This window comes from Rhodococcus mengyinensis (genome assembly GCF_048381435.1).
Lineage (GTDB): Bacteria > Actinomycetota > Actinomycetes > Mycobacteriales > Mycobacteriaceae > Rhodococcus_F > Rhodococcus_F opacus_D.
The window spans coordinates 44,703-60,241 of record NZ_JBLWIT010000055.1 but is presented as its reverse complement, the minus strand read 5'-3'; the positions used below and the strand labels follow the sequence as shown (position 1 = coordinate 60,241).

Genomic DNA, 15,539 nt, shown 5'->3' with positions numbered 1-15,539 from the left:
AACCATGCGACGCATCATCGACCTGTCCGTCTCATTGCAGGCGGGCATTCCCTCCGACCCACCCGGCCATCTGCCCGAGATCGACTACCTGGACCACGCACATACCCGCGACGACCTGCTGCAGTTCTTCCCCGGCACGCGGGTCGACGACCTGCCCGACGGGGAAGGCTGGGCCATCGAGCGCATCCAGCTGTCCACCCACAACGGCACCCATCTCGACGCCCCCTACCACTACGCGTCCACCATGGACGGCGGCCAACGGGCCATCACCATCGACGAAGTGCCCCTCGACTGGTGCTTCGGGCGCGGCGTCAAACTCGACTTCCGGCACTTCGACGACGGCTACGTCGTCACCGCCGACGACATCGACACCGAACTGGACCGGATCGGGCACACCCTGGCCCCGTTCGACATCGTCCTGGTCAACACGAGCGCGGGTGCCCGCTACGGCCACGACGACTATGTGAACACCGGCTGCGGCATGGGCCGTGATGCCACGCTGCACCTGCTGCGCCAGGGCGTGCGGGTGACCGGCACCGACGCCTGGAGCTGGGATGCGCCGTTCGTCTACACAGCTCAGCGCTACGCCGAAACCGGCGACGCCGGCATCATCTGGGAGGGCCACCGTGCCGGCCGCGACATCGGCTACTGCCACATCGAAAAACTCGGCAATCTCGAATCGATCCCGTCCGCGGGTTTCCAGGTGGCGTGCTTCCCCGTGAAGATCCACAAGGCCTCGGCCGGATGGACCCGTGCCGTGGCCATCTTCGACGAGGAGCAGGCATGAGAATCGGTTCCCTGATCATCGACGGTGTCCAGCGCTACGGCGTCGTCGACGACCACCACATCACCCTGTTGGCGGAGTCCGCCGACGTCTTCGACGTGCTCGAGTCCGACGACCCGAGCGTGGCCTTGACCGGGCACCGGCTAGCGTGGGAGTCGACCACCGAACTGGCAGTACCGGTTCCCGTCGCGAGCATCCGTGACTTCATCACCTTCGAGCAACACACGGCAGGATCGCTGCGCGCGGTCACCGGGGCGGCCGCGATCCCGGACGCCTGGTACGAAGCGCCCGCCTTCTACTTCACCAACCCCCACGCGGCCATCGGCTCGGGCGCAACGGTTCCGATGCCGCCGGGCTGCGAGGTACTCGACTTCGAATTGGAAGTCGCCGTCGTGATCGGCACAGCCGGCTACAACCTGTCCGTGGACGAGGCATTCGACCATGTTGCCGGGTTCACCATCCTCAACGACTGGTCCGCCCGCGACCTGCAGGGACGTGAAATGCGGGTGGGCCTGGGAACTGTGAAAGGCAAGGACACCGCCACCACCCTCGGGCCGGTACTCGTCACCGTCGACGAGTTCGTCGACTACGAGGTCGATGGTCGCTTCGACCTGGACATGGAGGTCTTCGTCAACGGCACCCGCATCGGCGGCGACACCCTGGCGAACATGGCGTGGACCTTCGCCGAGTTGATCGCCTACGCCAGCCGCGGCACCTGGGTGCGGCCCGGTGACGTACTCGGATCCGGAACCTGCGGGGGCGGCTGCCTCGCCGAACTGTGGGGATGGCGCGGAGATCGACAACCACCACCGCTGCGCATCGGTGACACCGTCAGCATGACCGTGGAAGGCATCGGCAGCATCCACAACACCGTGGTCGCCGGACCACCACTCCACGAGGTCCCGCCAGCGCGCCGATAGCCGCATTACTCGAAGATTTTGCCCGGGTTCATGATTCCGCGTGGGTCGAGGGCGTTCTTCACCGCTCGATGCATGCCCAGGACGACCGGATCGAGTTCCTGGGCGAGGCCGTCCATCTTCAGTAGACCGACACCGTGCTCGCCGGTGACCGTGCCGCCGAGTTCCAGTGCCGCGTCGATGATGTCCGCGAACGCGGCCTGCGCGCGGGCGCGGGCGGCCTCGTCGTCGCGCGGCGTGATGAGGAGTGGGTGCAGGTTTCCGTCGCCGGCGTGTGCGATGTTGGCGATGGTGGTCCCGTGGTCGATACCGATCTGTTCGATGCGCGCAAGCATCTCGGGGACAGCCCGTTTCGGCACGCACACGTCTTCGGTGAGGACCGGTCCGAGCCGCTCCATCGCGGGGTAGGCCAGACGACGCGCAGCGAACAACGCGTCGGCTTCCTCCTGGTCGGTGGAGACGACAGACCAGGTGGCTCCGGCTTCCTCGAAGCACGACAGCATCTTCTCCGCTTCCTGGTCGCCGACGACTCCCGCGGTGTCGATGCGGCCGAGCAGAACGACGTTCGCCTCCACCGACAGTCCCATTTTCTTCCACGCGTCGACGGCGATGAGGCACTGCTTGTCCACCAGTTCGAGCGCCGACGGGGTGAGTCCCGCCGCGGCCACCGCGCTGACGGCCCGGCCCGCGTCGACTATGGAGTCGAAGTAGCCGGCCACCGTGCGCTGCGGGTCCTGGAGTGGACGCAGCTTGACGGTGATTTCGGTGATGACGCCGAGCGTTCCCTCGGACCCGACCATGAGACCCGCCAGATCGTAACCGGCCACACCCTTGGCGGTCTTGCGTCCGAGGCGCACGAGGTCACCGGTGCCGGTCACGATCTGCATGCCGAGCACGTAGTCACGGGTGACGCCGTACTTGACGCAGCACAGTCCGCCCGCGTTGGTGGCGACGTTCCCTCCGATCGTCGACCACGGCGAACTGGCCGGATCCGGCGGATACCAGAGTCCGTGTTCGGCGCACGCGGCGCGGAGATGGTCGTTCACCACGCCGGGCTCGACGACGGCATACCGCTCGAGCGGATCGATTTCCTTGATCGCGTTCATGCCCTCGAGGGCGAGGACGACGCAGCCGTCGGTGGCGTTCGCTCCGCCGGACAGACCGGTCCCGGCGCCCCGGGTGACGACGGCGGTGTCGTGGTCGAGGCAGGCGCGCACGACAGCCTGGACTTCGAGGGCCGTTCGGGGCCTGACGACCGCGAGTGGAGCGGCGTACGGCGCCCACTCGGCTTCGTCGTGCTGGTACTTCGCGACGACGTCGGGGTCGCGCACGACGCGATCCGCGGGGAGGGATGCCAACACTGCATCGATCAACATGGCGAAAACCGGTCCTTTGCGGGCGAGAAGGTGATGTCTCGAATCTAGCTGTGATCTGCATCTCGGCCAATGTAGATTTCATCTATCAAATCCAGGAATCCATGGATGGAGGCACCAGTGAGTACTGTCGATCGCGGCTGGATGGAACTGCTGCTCGACGACGCACCCATCGACGAACTCGATGCCCTCCGGCGCACGTTGATCGAGGAATCCGACGCGTCCGACAGGGCCGCGGTCGAACGCGAAGCCAACGCCGCACTTCGGCTCCGGGCGCAGCTCGACCAGCGCCAACAGCGCAGTAGGGAGTTGGCGGCGCTCAACGACATCGCCGCCCGATTGACGACCGTCCGCTACGACCGGGTGTTGCTGCAGGAAGTGGTCGATCAGGCGCGGCAACTGCTCGGTGTGGATCTCGCCTACATGGGGTCGGTCTACGACGAGGAATTCGTCATCGAGGTCACCAGCGGGGCCCTGACCCCGAACCTCGTCGGAATCCGGTTGTCCCTGGACGAAGGACTCGTGGGCCTGATCGTCCGCAGGTCCGCGCCGGAGTGGACGCCCGACTACCAGAGCGAACCGGCGTTCCGGCACATCACCGGAGCCGACAGCGCAGCGCGGTCGGAGAACATGCGCGGCCTGCTCGGGGTGCCCCTGCGCGTCGCCGATCGCGTCATCGGTGCCCTGTTCGCGTGCAAGCGTCAGGAGCGGGCGTTCACCGAATCCGAGATCGCGCTGTTGTCGGCGCTGGCAGCCCATGCGGCGATCGCGATCGAGAACGTTCGCTCGTTGGAACGTGAGCGAGACACCATCGCACGGCTCGAATCGGTGAACGCCGAATTATCGCAGCGCACAACCGAGCTCGAACAGATACTGCAATGGGATCGGACGCTGACTCAGGTGGTGCTGCTCGGCGCCGGGGTGCAGCGTCTGGTGCAGGAGGTCGCCCAACTCTCCCGGCAACCGGCCTATTTCGTGCAGGACGAATCCGAGTTGCCCGTGGACCTGATGCCGCACGCCGACGAGGTGTCGGCGGCGGTCCGTGAGCTGCGCGCGGGCGGCAACGACCACGCCGAACGCGGCGAGGTGATCGCGCAGCGTGTCGCGGCTGCCGGCGAGATGCTCGGCGCGCTCCTGTCCGTGGGAGCCGGGCAGCCGACCACTCGCCTCCTGCTCGAACGCGCGGCACCCGCGATCGCACTGTCGCTCGCCGAGGAACGTGCGGCGGGGGAGGCGACGCGTCGCGCACGGGATGCTTTTCTCGTCGACCTCCTGACCCATCCCGCCGCCACCGCACAGGACGAGCGCCGCCAACTGCGGTTGGCCGGACTCAACCCCGACACGACGTACTGCGTCGCCGTGGCGATCGCCGCGGGCCAGGACACGGTCCGTACCGCTCTCGGGACATTGCCCTTCCCCTCGGGAACCGTTGCAGCGGAACATGGCTCCCGCGCGCTGGCGGTCGTGCCCGCCAAAGATTCCGCCTCCGTCCAGGCGGTGTTCACCGCCGGACGGCTCGGCGCGACGATCGGTATCGCGGAGCCCGCGCGTGGCGCGAAGGCGCTCGCGCGCGCCTACGTCGAAGCCCAGCAGACCGTCGATGTGCTCGACACATTGGGACGCGCAGATGAGGTCTCGTCCGCGCGCGGTCTGGGCATCTACCGGATCCTGCTGAGCCACATGGCGCGCGAGCACCTCGACGAACTCACCGAGGCACAACTGGGCCCGCTGATGGCGGAGCAGGCCAAACGCGGAGTGCCACTGCTGGAAACACTGTCCGAGTATCTGGCTCACGGCCGTCACCATTCGGCGACCGCGTCGAGTCTCGGCGTGCACGTCAACACCCTCTACCAGCGTCTCGACGCGATCGACCGCCTCCTCGGCCCGGACTGGCGCGACCCCGACAAGGCTCTCGATCTGCAGGTGCTGATGCGGTTGCGGAGAACCGCGGAACTACTCGGCCCCCGAACTCGGTGACACGGTTCAGGCGCTGATGCCGCCCGTGAGGATGGCGGCGAGTTCGGCGTAGGCGTGCGCGTCGTCGAGTCCGGTGCTGTCGCGGACCCCGCGCTGCTGGATGCGGACCATCATGGTGGCGGCGAGGTCGGCGGCGAAGGCGGCGTGCACGTCGCGGAAGTCCCCGCCGGCGACGCCTTCGGTGATCAACTCCTGGACCCGGCCGGCCGCGAACTGCGTGTTCCGTTCGTATACCTCCCGTGCCGGCGGGAAGGCGTCGAGGTCGGTCATGAACTGGTCGGACGCGGCCGACAGTGCGGTGCCCACGGCCGACAGATAGGCGGTGATCCTCTCGCGGGCCCCGGTGATCGGCTCGATGTGCGACTCGACGTCGTCGGTCGCGCGGCGGAAGAAGTGCACGGTGGCGGCCCGGACCAGCTGTTCCTTGCTGCCGGCGAGGGTGTACAGCGTCGACTTCGAACAGCGCAGCCGGTTCGCGATCTCGTCGAGCGTCAAGTGGGCGAACCCCTCGACCAGGATCAGGTCGACGAGGGCGTCGAAGAGCTGGGTGCGCCGTCGGGTGGCGAAACCGGTTCGGGTGGGCTGCTCCATGACAGAAATAGTACTGGGCGATGCCTTGCAGTACTATTTCGCAATCAGTACCCTGGGGCGTAATCCAGTACTGTTTTCCGTAGCCTTCTCGAGGAGAAACCGTGGCCGTCGATCGCTTGCTGCCTACTGACGAAGCCCGTGACCTGATCCAGCTCACGCGTGACGTCGCCGACAAGGTCCTGACGCCGATCGTCGACGAGCACGAGAAGGCGGAGACCTACCCCGAAGGCGTGTTCGCCACCCTCGGCGAGGCCGGACTGCTGAGCCTGCCGTACCCGGAGGAGTGGGGCGGCGGCGCGCAGCCGTACGAGGTGTACCTGCAGGTGCTCGAGGAGATCGCCGCCCGCTGGGCATCGGTCGCGGTCGCGGTCAGCGTCCACAGCCTCGCCTGCCACCCGCTGATGGCGTTCGGCACGGACGAGCAGAAGCAGCAGTGGCTCCCGGAGATGCTCGGCGGCAACACCATCGGCGCCTACAGCCTGTCCGAGCCGCAGGCCGGATCCGACGCCGCCGCACTGACCTGCAAGGCCTCCGCAACCGACGGCGGGTACGTCGTCAACGGCGCGAAGGCGTGGATCACCCACGGCGGCATCGCCGATTTCTACAACCTCTTCGCCCGCACCGGTGAGGGATCGAAGGGAATCTCCTGCTTCCTGGTCCCCAAGGACACCGAGGGCCTGACGTTCGGCAAGCCCGAGGAGAAGATGGGCCTGCACGCCGTGCCCACGACGTCCGCGCACTACGACGACGCCTTCGTGCCCGCGGAACGACGTATCGGCACGGAAGGCCAGGGTCTGCAGATCGCGTTCAGCGCACTCGATTCCGGCCGGCTCGGCATCGCCGCCGTCGCCGTCGGTCTCGCGCAGGCCGCCCTCGACGAGGCAGTCGCCTACGCCCAGGAACGGACTGCGTTCGGCAAGAAGATCATCGACCACCAGGGGCTCGGCTTCCTGCTCGCCGACATGGCGGCGGCCGTCGACTCCGCGCGCGCCACCTACATCGACGCGGCCCGCCGCCGCGACGCCGGCCTGCCGTACTCCCGCAACGCGTCTGTCGCCAAGCTCGTCGCCACCGATGCCGCCATGAAGGTCACCACCGACGCCGTCCAGGTGCTCGGCGGCTACGGCTACACCCGCGACTTCCGCGTCGAGCGGTACATGCGGGAAGCGAAGATCACGCAGATCTTCGAGGGCACCAACCAGATTCAGCGCCTGGTCATCAGCCGCACCCTCGCCGCGAACTGACGCATCCACCTTCGAGAAAGGCTCCTCCACTCATGCCCACCTCTGTGATCGTCGCAGGCGCCCGCACCCCGATCGGCCGGCTGCAGGGTTCGCTCGCCGGGTTCTCCGGCGCCGACCTCGGCGGAATCGCCATCGACGCGGCGCTCGGCAAGGCCGGTGTGGCCCCGGACCAGGTGCAGTACGTCATCATGGGTCAGGTCCTCACCGCCGGCGCCGGGCAGATGCCCGCCCGTCAGGCCGCCGCGAAGGCCGGCATCCCGATGAGCACCCCGTCGCTGAACATCAACAAGGTCTGTTTGTCGGGGGTCGAGTCGATCATCCTCGCCGACCAGTTCATCCGGTCCGGCGCATTCGACGTGATCGTCGCCGGCGGCATGGAGTCGATGAGCCAGGCACCGCACCTGCTGCCCGGTTCACGCGGCGGTTTCAAGTACGGCGACGTCACCCTCGTCGACCACATGGCCCTCGACGGGTTGCACGACGCGTTCACCGATCAGCCGATGGGCCTGCTCACCGAGGCCGGCAACGACAGGGACGTCATCGCCCGCGAGGACCAGGACGCGTTCGCGGCCCGCTCCCACCAGCTGGCCGCCAAGGCATGGGACAACGGGATCTTCGACGACGAGGTCGTCCCGGTCGAGATCCCCGCCCGCCGCGGTGAGAGCACCTGGCTGCGCCGCGACGAGGGCATCCGCCCCGACACCACGCCCGAAACCCTGGCGCGGTTGCGTGGCGCGTTCCGGGACGGTGGCACCGTCACCGCGGGGAACGCGTCGACGATCAACGACGGTGCCGCCGCGGTGGTGGTGATGAGCAAGGAACGCGCCGAAGCGGAGGGGCTGACCTGGCTGGCCGAGATCGGCGAGCACGGCATGGTCGCCGGACCGGATTCGGGTCTGCAGTTCCAGCCGTCGGGTGCCATCGCGAAAGCCTGTGATGCGGCAGGTATCGCGCCGGCCGAGCTGGATCTGATCGAGATCAACGAGGCGTTCGCGGCGGTCGGGATCGCCTCGACCCGGGAACTCGGCGTCGACCCCGACCGGGTCAACGTCAACGGCGGTGCGATCGCCCTCGGTCATCCGATCGGCATGTCCGGCGCCCGGATCACGCTGCACCTCGCGCTCGAGTTGCAGCGCCGCGGCGGCGGCACCGGCGCCGTCGCTCTCTGCGGCGGCGGCGGACAGGGCGACGCCCTGATCCTGCGCGTCCCCTGACAACCCCGCTTACCCAACACTGCCGCAACCCTATTCGAGGAGAACTTTGTGAAGATCGATGGAGCCGTCGCTGTCGTCACCGGCGGAGCATCCGGACTCGGCAACGCCACCGCCCGGGCCCTGCACGAGCGCGGCGCCCAGGTCGTGCTGCTCGACCTTCCGTCGTCCGACGGGGAAGTGGCCGCCAAGGAAATCGGGAAGGGCGCCTACTTCACGGCCGCCGACGTCACCTCCGCCGGTGACGTCACCTCCGCGATCGACTTCGCCGCATCGCTCGGCGAACTTCGCGTGGTGGTCAACTGCGCCGGAATTGCCACGCCCGGCAAGGTTCTCGGCAAGGCCGGCGCCCTTCCCCTCGCGGACTTCGAACGCGTCGTCCGCATCAACCTCGTCGGCACGTTCAACGTCCTGCGCCTCGCCGCCGAGAAGATCGCCCAGACCGACCCCGTCGACGGGGAACGCGGCGTCATCATCGACACCGCCTCCGTCGCCGCATTCGACGGCCAGATCGGTCAGCCCGCCTACGCGGCGTCGAAGGGCGGCGTCGCCGCGATGACACTGCCGATCGCCCGCGAACTGGCCCGCCACCTCATCCGCGTCGTCACCATCGCGCCCGGAATCTTCGAAACGCCCATGATGGCCGGGCTTCCCGAGGAGGCCCAGAAGTCCCTCGGACAGCAGGTGCCGCACCCCTCCCGGCTCGGCAAGGCCACCGAATACGCCGCCCTCGCCGCGCACATCATCGACAACGCCATGCTCAACGGCGAAACCATCCGCCTCGACGGAGCCATCCGGATGGGTCCGAGGTAGAAGTCGACGAACACTGCCGGCGGCACCGAGTCAGCCCGTGCCGCCGGCGGCACCGACTGGACGGATTCCTCGATCCGACTGGGGCCGGATCGCTCGGCCTACATTCCTACGTAGTTCGCGAATTTGACTGCTGATCGACACACTCACGCTTTCCGGAGGGGGTCGAAATTTCCGTCACACATGCGACCACATCTTCGGTGCGGGGGCATGCAGGCCGCGGTTGCAAAGTGAGACATCCGGTGCGGAGGCGAAGACTTGGCTCCATTCCACGCAACAGCCTGGAGATGGAATGATTTCTCCACTTGGAGTGCGTTGCGAGCAGCGGAGCCTTGTCTGAGCCCTACGTCGGAACGGTTTGTCTTTCGGCAGCCGATTGCATTGTTCCTCGGTCGCGAAGATCATCCGCTCCCGTCCTTGCTCCACTCCCTTTCGCACTGTGCCTACGAGGCTGCCAGTCGCTTTACGCAGCAAAGCTTTCTGACCACTGAGGTCGTTCGCGAGGGCCACCACGCGGTATGGGCTGACTGGCCAGACGATATACGGTGACGAGATCAGGCTTGGCCGCACGTTGTGCCTGAACGGAACAAGGACCGGAGCGTCGCACGTCATGAATCGCCCTTGCGGATCGTGCCAGATCTCAATCTGTCGAGTCGTGAGGACGTCGGCGGCTTCCCACATAGCCTTGAACAACAGTTCGGTGTGGATGCCTGCCAGTCGATTCGGGTTTGCTGCGTCGTTATCGATCGACTGGTGCTGCTCAGGATTCTGGGCGAGTAGCCACTCGTCGTACTGAAGGTGAAGGCGCCGCTGCTGCAGCGTTCGCATTCTTTGAACTGCGATTGAGACGCACAATCCTACTAAGTCATCGAAGTCGAGAATGTGGGGGTCCTCCAGCTCGTTAAAGAGACGCTGGACTCGCCGCAGTTCGGTATCGACGACGCCGAACAACAACTCGACGCGGTTGTGCGGCGATCCGTCAGGTCCAACAACTCTGTAGAAGTTTTCCTTCACGCAGACATTCGAGGTTCCGAGGGGCTTCGATATGCCGGTGACTGTGTCGAGGGTCCAGACTCGCTTTCCGTCGAACGACCACTGCCGAAGGTACGACTGCGGTACGTAGTGATGTCGCCGGCTCGGCGGGTCGTCGGCGCGCTGCTGCATGAGCAGGCGATCCATGTACTCCCGCGCTCGCCCAGGCAATGATCGACCGCCAGCGGTCAGAGGAATCTGGCCCCAAGGGTTGGGAGTCGATTGGATTATCTGCCACCTCCCGCCTTCGACGGCGCCTGAGTTGATCTGCACAGTCCAGAGGCTACGACATTCAGGCCAACCAGTTCGGCCGTATCCGTGTCGTCTTCCAATGGTGCAACGCCCAGCCACTCAAACATCCCGCTCCGGGGGTAAAACGACGCAAGTCGTTCGTGTTCGTCACCAGCGGCTTGCCCGAATCGCGGTTCCTGCCCTACACCCGCAACCTCGAGCAGAAGGACTTCGAGGTGGTCGGTATCTCCTCGTGCCGCGGGTTCGACACCCGGCTACCGTTCAAGCTCGTCGGCGGTGTCAACACGGACGATCCGACGTCGGCCGGGATCGGTCAGCGACCTTCGGCTGCGAGCTGCTCGACAATCCAGGCGGCGGTGTACGGACTGGAGCGCAGGCTGGAGTGGTCGACCGCGGGTACGTCCGGGTAATCCTCTTCGAACAGTGTGTTCGTCACACCCGGTTCGGTGATGAACGAGCACGTCCCGGCGGGTGTCGCGATCGCGTCGTTCGCAGTGGCCAGCACGGAATAGCTGACGCCGGGTTGCGTGATCGACCCATCGCCGAACACCGTCGTGTGCACTTCCGAGCCGGGCGCCAGTTGCAAGGCGACCGCCAGCTCCGGCGACGCGTGCCCAAGTAGTGGCGACAAGAACGGCAGCGCCTGCAGCGCCTGTACCGGGGTGACGGGCGGATTGTGGATGCCGTACGTGGCGAGAAAGCCGGCGCCGTCGCAGTCCCGTCCCTCCGGCGCCAGGAAGACGGCATTCGTCACGTTTTGGGCACCGCCGAGCACCTTCAGGTAATAGTTCGAGACGACCGTGCCGGCCGAATGCGCGACGAGGTCGACGGTATCCGCACCCGTCGCGTCCTTCACCGACGTGACGAACTCCGCGAGCTGGGCCGCCTCGTCGGGAATGTTTCCAGCCCAGCGTCTTCCGTCGACGACACCACCCTGGAACACCAGGGTGCAGGTACCCGATTCGCGCACCGCTGACGTGACCGTCGACCACTGGTCCGCGGTGTCGGACGTGGTGCCGTCTGCGCCCGGCAGCACGATCGCCGGGCGTGGATGCGCGACAGTAGTACTGCAGTCGATCGGCGGAGCCACCACCTCGCCCGCAGGCAGCACGACAGGATCCACGGATCCCGTGGATGGCGCCGCCTGCGCGGCCCCCGCAGTCACAACGAATCCGACCGTCAGTGCCACGAGAACGCTCGCGCGTCGTCCACCCATGCTCGAAGCCTCCCCACCCCGTATTCGACGCCCAGATGGTAGCCCGAATCCACGGACATCCCGGGCGTTCAGTCCGGCACAGCCAGCAGGATACGGGTGCGGGTGCCGCGGTCGACGAGGTCGTGAGCGCGCGCGGCCTGATCGAGAGGCACGGGTTCGTCGATGGCGATCGACAGGGCACCGCCTGCCGCTGCGGTGGTGAGGTCGTTGGCGGCCTGCTGTTTGGCCTCGGCCGGAAAATCGTCACTGCCCAGCAAACGAATCGTGATGTTGTCGAACAACATCGGCCAGAACGGCAAGCTGGGCCTGCTCTCGCCGGTGCCGTAGGCGGCGATCACGGTGTTGTTCTTCGCGACCGCGGCGTCGAGGTCGACGTTGTCGGAGAAGGCGACCTCGACGATGCGATCGACTCCGCCCGGCGCACGATCTCGGATCGCACCGGCAGGATCGGGACCATCCAGTGCGATGACCTGTGCGATGCCGCGGTGGTGGGCGGACTCTGCATCGGTACTCTTGCGCACGGTCCCGATGACGGTCGCTCCGCCCCATGTAGCGAGTTGCGCCGCAAGGGTTCCGACGCCGCCGAGCACACCGTGCACCAGGACGGTGCCGCCCCGGACGGGGCCGTCACCGAAGACCGCGCGGTGAGCAGTGATGCCGGGGATACCCAGGCAGGAGCCGATATCGTCACTGACGGTCTCGGGAAGAGCCACGGCCTGACCGGCAGGGACAACCGTGAACTGGGCCGCGGTGCCGAACGCGCGGTAGGACTGCGCACCGAACACCCAGACCAGTTCGCCGATGCGGGCAGAATCGACACCCGCACCGACCTTGTCGACCACGCCGGCGCCGTCACTGTGTGGGATGACCCGAGGAAAGGGCATCGACGACCCCAACCAGCCCCGACGCTTTTTGGTGTCACCGGGATTGATCCCGGAACGAGTCACCCGCACTCGGACCTCACCGGCGCCGGGTTCGGGCGTGGGCAGGTCCCCGAATCGCAGCACCTGCTCGGCCGGGCCTTGCATGTCGTACCAGACTGCCAGCACAGGGGGTCCTTTCTCTCGCCCGCCACAGGAGTGACGCGCACGCGATCATGTTGGGGCGACGTTCTACTCGGGATCGACTTCCGGTTCGGCAAGGATTTCGTGCAGCCAGGCTCGCTCGGCGGTACTGGTCGCCCGGGCGACGCGGAGCATCCCGCGGCGGTAGGGGTCACCGACCTCCTCGGCGCGCAGCGGCCGGTCGCCCTCGTAGAAGAAGCTGGCCGGTTCCTCGAGGAACGCCAGGCGCCGCCGCAGCACCGCCGCCCGAGCGGCGGGGTCGGGCAACCGGGACAGGAAAGCCAGGATGGTCATGAACTTCGTGTTGTCGGTGATTTCGTGCTCGTCCGGTTCCCGCAAGCGTCGCAGCAGTTCGCTACGGCCGTCGGCGGTCAGGTGTAGTACCTGCCGTGGGGCCGCCGCGGAGCCCGGTTCGGCCCGCTGTTCGAGAAGCCCTTGCCGCACCAGGCGTTTGATCGCCGGGTACAGGCTGCCGTCACTGACCGGGCGGGTGTAACCGGACAACTGGGTGACGCGGCGGCGCAGCTCGTAACCGTGCAACGGACCGTCGGCGAGGAAACCCAGGATGGCCAACTCCAGCATGCTGCCAGAGTACACCTCGAAACGAGATACCTCGATACGAGGTATTGTTTGCCTGCGCAAACTCGGCGCCTGACTCTTCGATACCCCGGAGTGCACTTCCTCATGACGATCAATCCCGCTGCCCCCGACCCTCAGGGGCCGCCCGCCGCAGGCGACGCGGCGACCGACCACCCGCTCCCGCGGGCCTCGATCGTGGTCGCGGCCCTCTCGACCGTCGTCGAGTGGTACGACTTCACGCTGTACCTGTTCATGGCCACTGTGCTATCCCGCGTATTCTTCGGCGACGGACCGCAATCGATCCTCACCACGCTCGCAGTCTTCGCGATCGCCTACGTAACGCGCCCGATCGGAGCGCTCGTGTTCGGCTACTTCGGTGACCGGTTCGGCCGGCGCCCCGTCCTTCTCGGGTCGATGACCGTGATGACCGCCGCGATGCTCGCGACCGCGCTGCTACCCACCCAGACGCAAGTCGGGTCCACCGCCGGCGTCCTGCTGCTGTTGTTGCGGTGCGTGATGGGGTTCTCCGTGGGCGGGGAGTACACCGGCGTGATGACCTACCTCGTCGAGGGTGCGCCTCCGGGCCGCCGCGGGTTGGTGGCGTCACTTGCGGCCGCGGCGAGTGAAGTCGGTGGTCTGCTCGCCGCCGGGATTTCGGCACTGACCGTGTTCTTCGTCAGTGGTGACGCGCTGGAGGAGTGGGGCTGGCGCATCCCGTTCCTGGTCGGAGCCGTCCTTGCGGCCGGCACCGTGGCCGCTCGGTCGATCATGCAGGAGTCGCCGGCTTTCGAGCGGTTGCGGCAATCCGGGTCGGTACCTTCGCGCCCGCTCGGCTCCATTCTGCGATCTCACCGGCCCGCGCTGTATCGAACGTTCGCGATCTCCGCGTTGGCCTCGGTGACCTACTACGTCGGCATCACCTACGTGCCCGTCTATCTGACCACCGTGAGCGGCTATGACGAACGGTGGTCACTCGGGTTGACGACGATCGCGTCGGTGGCCGTCGTCGTGGTCACCCCGATCGCCGGAGCGCTGTCCGACCGCTTCGGGCGGCGACCGACCCTGATCGTCCTCGGCATCCTTGCGGTTGCGTTGCCCGTGACCATGTTCGGTTTCATGGCACACGGCCCGTTCGCCCGCGCGCTGACCGGCGCGGTGATCCTGGCCTGCATCGCCGGCGGCCTGAGCGCTGTCGGGGCCGCCGCGACTCCCGAACAACTACCCGTCGCCGGCCGGTTGTCCGGTCTGGCCGTCGGCACCGTCGCAACCACCATCTTCGGTGGCCTCACCCCGTACGGCGCCCAAACCCTGGTCCAGGCCAGCGGTTCGGTGATCGTCCCCGGAGCCATGGTCACCGCTGTCGCCCTGCTGGCCCTCCCCGTCCTGTGGCGCATGCCCGAGACCGCCCGGATTTCTCGCACCCGGCCAGCGCTCGGTTGTCACGATCTGTGAAACAACTCCAACTGGATGTTGTCCGGATCGCGGAAGACGACCACAGAGTAGGGGCGTGCGCTGTCCTTGTCGATGACACCCGAGTGCGGAACACCCAGCTCACTCAGCCATGCTGCCCAGGCGTCGAGGTCGCTCCGCTGGGGCACACCCCACGCGATGTGATCGAGGCCGACACGACGCTCGTCGAATGAGCCTGTGACGACAGCCGTGTGGTGGTGCAACCCGATGAGGAAACCAGTGCGCGGATCGATCAACAACACCGCATATCCGCCCTCCTCGTCGCCATGGTGAGGAGCGACGGTCGGTAGTCGCTCGAGTCCGAAGACTCGGCTGTACCAGTCAGCCGACGCCTCCACGTCGGAGACCGTCGGGGAGAAATGATGAATTCCGGTCGTGGGCGGTGCGTCAGAGTGCGACATACGCGATCACCCGATTTCTTTGTGGAGCAACGACGACGGCGGGGCGTTCATGCGGACTGCGTGCCGGAGGGTCACGACTCCTGCCGCCGACTGTCCGTGGACTCGGTGACCGGCGGCCGCCAGCGTCGTCGGTCGGTGCCGGCTTCGTAGGCCTGCGGGGAGGGGTAGGTCACCAGCTCGACCGTGCTTCCCCAGGGGGTTCTGGCGTACAGGTATCGGTTTCCGGGTCCGGCGTCGCCGCCGGGCAGGTCGCCCGGCGCGCTGAGCAGAGTTCCGCCCGCCTTCTCCAGTCTTGTAGCGGCGGCGTCGATGTCGTCGACGTAGACGCAGAAGTGCTGGATGCCGAAATCGCTCGGCAGCACGGGCTCTCGCTGTTTCGTCCCGGAGTAGACGAACAATTCGAGGTTCGGGCCGTTGCCCAACCGCAGCATGCGGATCGACTCGATCGCGGTTCCCGGTGGAACACCGAGGCCGGATTCGATGCCGGGACCGGCCAGCGGGGCATCGATCATGTCGTAGATCTTCTCGGCGCCGAACGCGTCGGCGAAGAAGGTGGTGGCTTGTTCGAGGTCCGGCACGGTGATGCCGATGTGCTCGATAGCTCGGGCGGTCATGGTT

15 protein-coding genes are annotated in these 15,539 nt (G+C 66.9%); 7 read left to right on the top strand and 8 right to left on the bottom strand.

Annotated features, from left to right (window positions below; translation table 11 throughout):
• Positions 1-4 precede the first annotated feature (4 nt).
• On the top strand, positions 5-787 hold the full coding sequence (locus ACNJ7E_RS11080; RefSeq protein ID WP_280779399.1) for a cyclase family protein: 783 nt from the start codon (positions 5-7) through the stop codon (positions 785-787).
• Complete coding sequence (locus ACNJ7E_RS11075; protein WP_418339857.1) at positions 784-1,704, top strand: fumarylacetoacetate hydrolase family protein; 921 nt, start codon at positions 784-786, stop codon at positions 1,702-1,704. Before ACNJ7E_RS11080 ends, ACNJ7E_RS11075 begins: the two co-directional genes overlap by 4 nt.
• Before the next feature lie 5 nt (positions 1,705-1,709).
• On the opposite strand, the gene ACNJ7E_RS11070 is transcribed toward ACNJ7E_RS11075, so the two are convergent.
• Entirely contained in the window at positions 1,710-3,077 is a 1,368-nt protein-coding gene (locus tag ACNJ7E_RS11070) for an FAD-binding oxidoreductase (protein ID WP_280779397.1), read from the bottom strand.
• Between the two features lie 105 nt (positions 3,078-3,182).
• On the opposite strand from ACNJ7E_RS11070, the gene ACNJ7E_RS11065 reads away from it, so the two are divergent.
• Positions 3,183-5,051 (top strand): helix-turn-helix domain-containing protein, encoded by a 1,869-nt coding sequence (locus tag ACNJ7E_RS11065; RefSeq protein ID WP_418339855.1) that lies wholly within the window; start codon positions 3,183-3,185, stop codon positions 5,049-5,051.
• 6 nt (positions 5,052-5,057) lie between these two features.
• Here the strand turns inward: ACNJ7E_RS11065 and ACNJ7E_RS11060 are convergent, their stop codons facing one another.
• Complete coding sequence (locus ACNJ7E_RS11060) at positions 5,058-5,642, bottom strand: TetR/AcrR family transcriptional regulator (protein ID WP_009476362.1); 585 nt, start codon at positions 5,640-5,642, stop codon at positions 5,058-5,060.
• Between the two features lie 101 nt (positions 5,643-5,743).
• Between ACNJ7E_RS11060 and ACNJ7E_RS11055 the strand changes: the two genes are divergently transcribed.
• Genes ACNJ7E_RS11055 through ACNJ7E_RS11045 form a run of 3 tightly spaced genes read left to right on the top strand, consistent with a single transcriptional unit; the run spans position 5,744 to position 8,910 of the window.
• The gene (locus ACNJ7E_RS11055; RefSeq protein ID WP_009476363.1) at positions 5,744-6,886 is read left to right on the top strand and encodes an acyl-CoA dehydrogenase family protein; all 1,143 of its coding nucleotides are present in this window, start codon (positions 5,744-5,746) and stop codon (positions 6,884-6,886) included.
• Positions 6,887-6,918: 32 nt separating this feature from the next.
• Positions 6,919-8,100 carry an acetyl-CoA C-acetyltransferase gene (locus tag ACNJ7E_RS11050; protein WP_280779395.1) on the top strand — a complete coding sequence of 394 codons (1,182 nt, stop codon included), beginning with the start codon at positions 6,919-6,921 and terminating at the stop codon, positions 8,098-8,100.
• Between the two features lie 48 nt (positions 8,101-8,148).
• Positions 8,149-8,910 carry an SDR family NAD(P)-dependent oxidoreductase gene (locus tag ACNJ7E_RS11045; RefSeq protein WP_418339854.1) on the top strand — a complete coding sequence of 254 codons (762 nt, stop codon included), beginning with the start codon at positions 8,149-8,151 and terminating at the stop codon, positions 8,908-8,910.
• Between the two features lie 174 nt (positions 8,911-9,084).
• Here the strand turns inward: ACNJ7E_RS11045 and ACNJ7E_RS11040 are convergent, their stop codons facing one another.
• The 4 genes from ACNJ7E_RS11040 to ACNJ7E_RS11025 all read right to left on the bottom strand — a co-directional run bounded on the left by ACNJ7E_RS11040 (position 9,085) and on the right by ACNJ7E_RS11025 (position 13,053).
• Entirely contained in the window at positions 9,085-10,086 is a 1,002-nt protein-coding gene (locus ACNJ7E_RS11040; protein ID WP_418339853.1) for a DUF4238 domain-containing protein, read from the bottom strand.
• A 418-nt stretch (positions 10,087-10,504) separates the two neighbouring features.
• On the bottom strand, positions 10,505-11,407 hold the full coding sequence (locus ACNJ7E_RS11035) for an esterase/lipase family protein (protein ID WP_418339852.1): 903 nt from the start codon (positions 11,405-11,407) through the stop codon (positions 10,505-10,507).
• A 68-nt stretch (positions 11,408-11,475) separates the two neighbouring features.
• Entirely contained in the window at positions 11,476-12,456 is a 981-nt protein-coding gene (locus ACNJ7E_RS11030; RefSeq protein ID WP_418339851.1) for an NADPH:quinone reductase, read from the bottom strand.
• A gap of 63 nt (positions 12,457-12,519) precedes the next feature.
• Positions 12,520-13,053 (bottom strand): PadR family transcriptional regulator, encoded by a 534-nt coding sequence (locus ACNJ7E_RS11025; protein WP_418339850.1) that lies wholly within the window; start codon positions 13,051-13,053, stop codon positions 12,520-12,522.
• Positions 13,054-13,155: 102 nt separating this feature from the next.
• On the opposite strand from ACNJ7E_RS11025, the gene ACNJ7E_RS11020 reads away from it, so the two are divergent.
• Positions 13,156-14,502: an MFS transporter gene (locus ACNJ7E_RS11020; protein WP_418339849.1), complete on the top strand. Its 1,347-nt coding sequence runs from the start codon at positions 13,156-13,158 to the stop codon at positions 14,500-14,502.
• Here the strand turns inward: ACNJ7E_RS11020 and ACNJ7E_RS11015 are convergent.
• Entirely contained in the window at positions 14,490-14,921 is a 432-nt protein-coding gene (locus tag ACNJ7E_RS11015; protein ID WP_043780075.1) for a VOC family protein, read from the bottom strand. The genes ACNJ7E_RS11020 and ACNJ7E_RS11015 overlap by 13 nt on opposite strands.
• Before the next feature lie 71 nt (positions 14,922-14,992).
• Positions 14,993-15,535 (bottom strand): VOC family protein, encoded by a 543-nt coding sequence (locus ACNJ7E_RS11010; RefSeq protein ID WP_418339848.1) that lies wholly within the window; start codon positions 15,533-15,535, stop codon positions 14,993-14,995.
• Positions 15,536-15,539 lie beyond the last annotated feature (4 nt).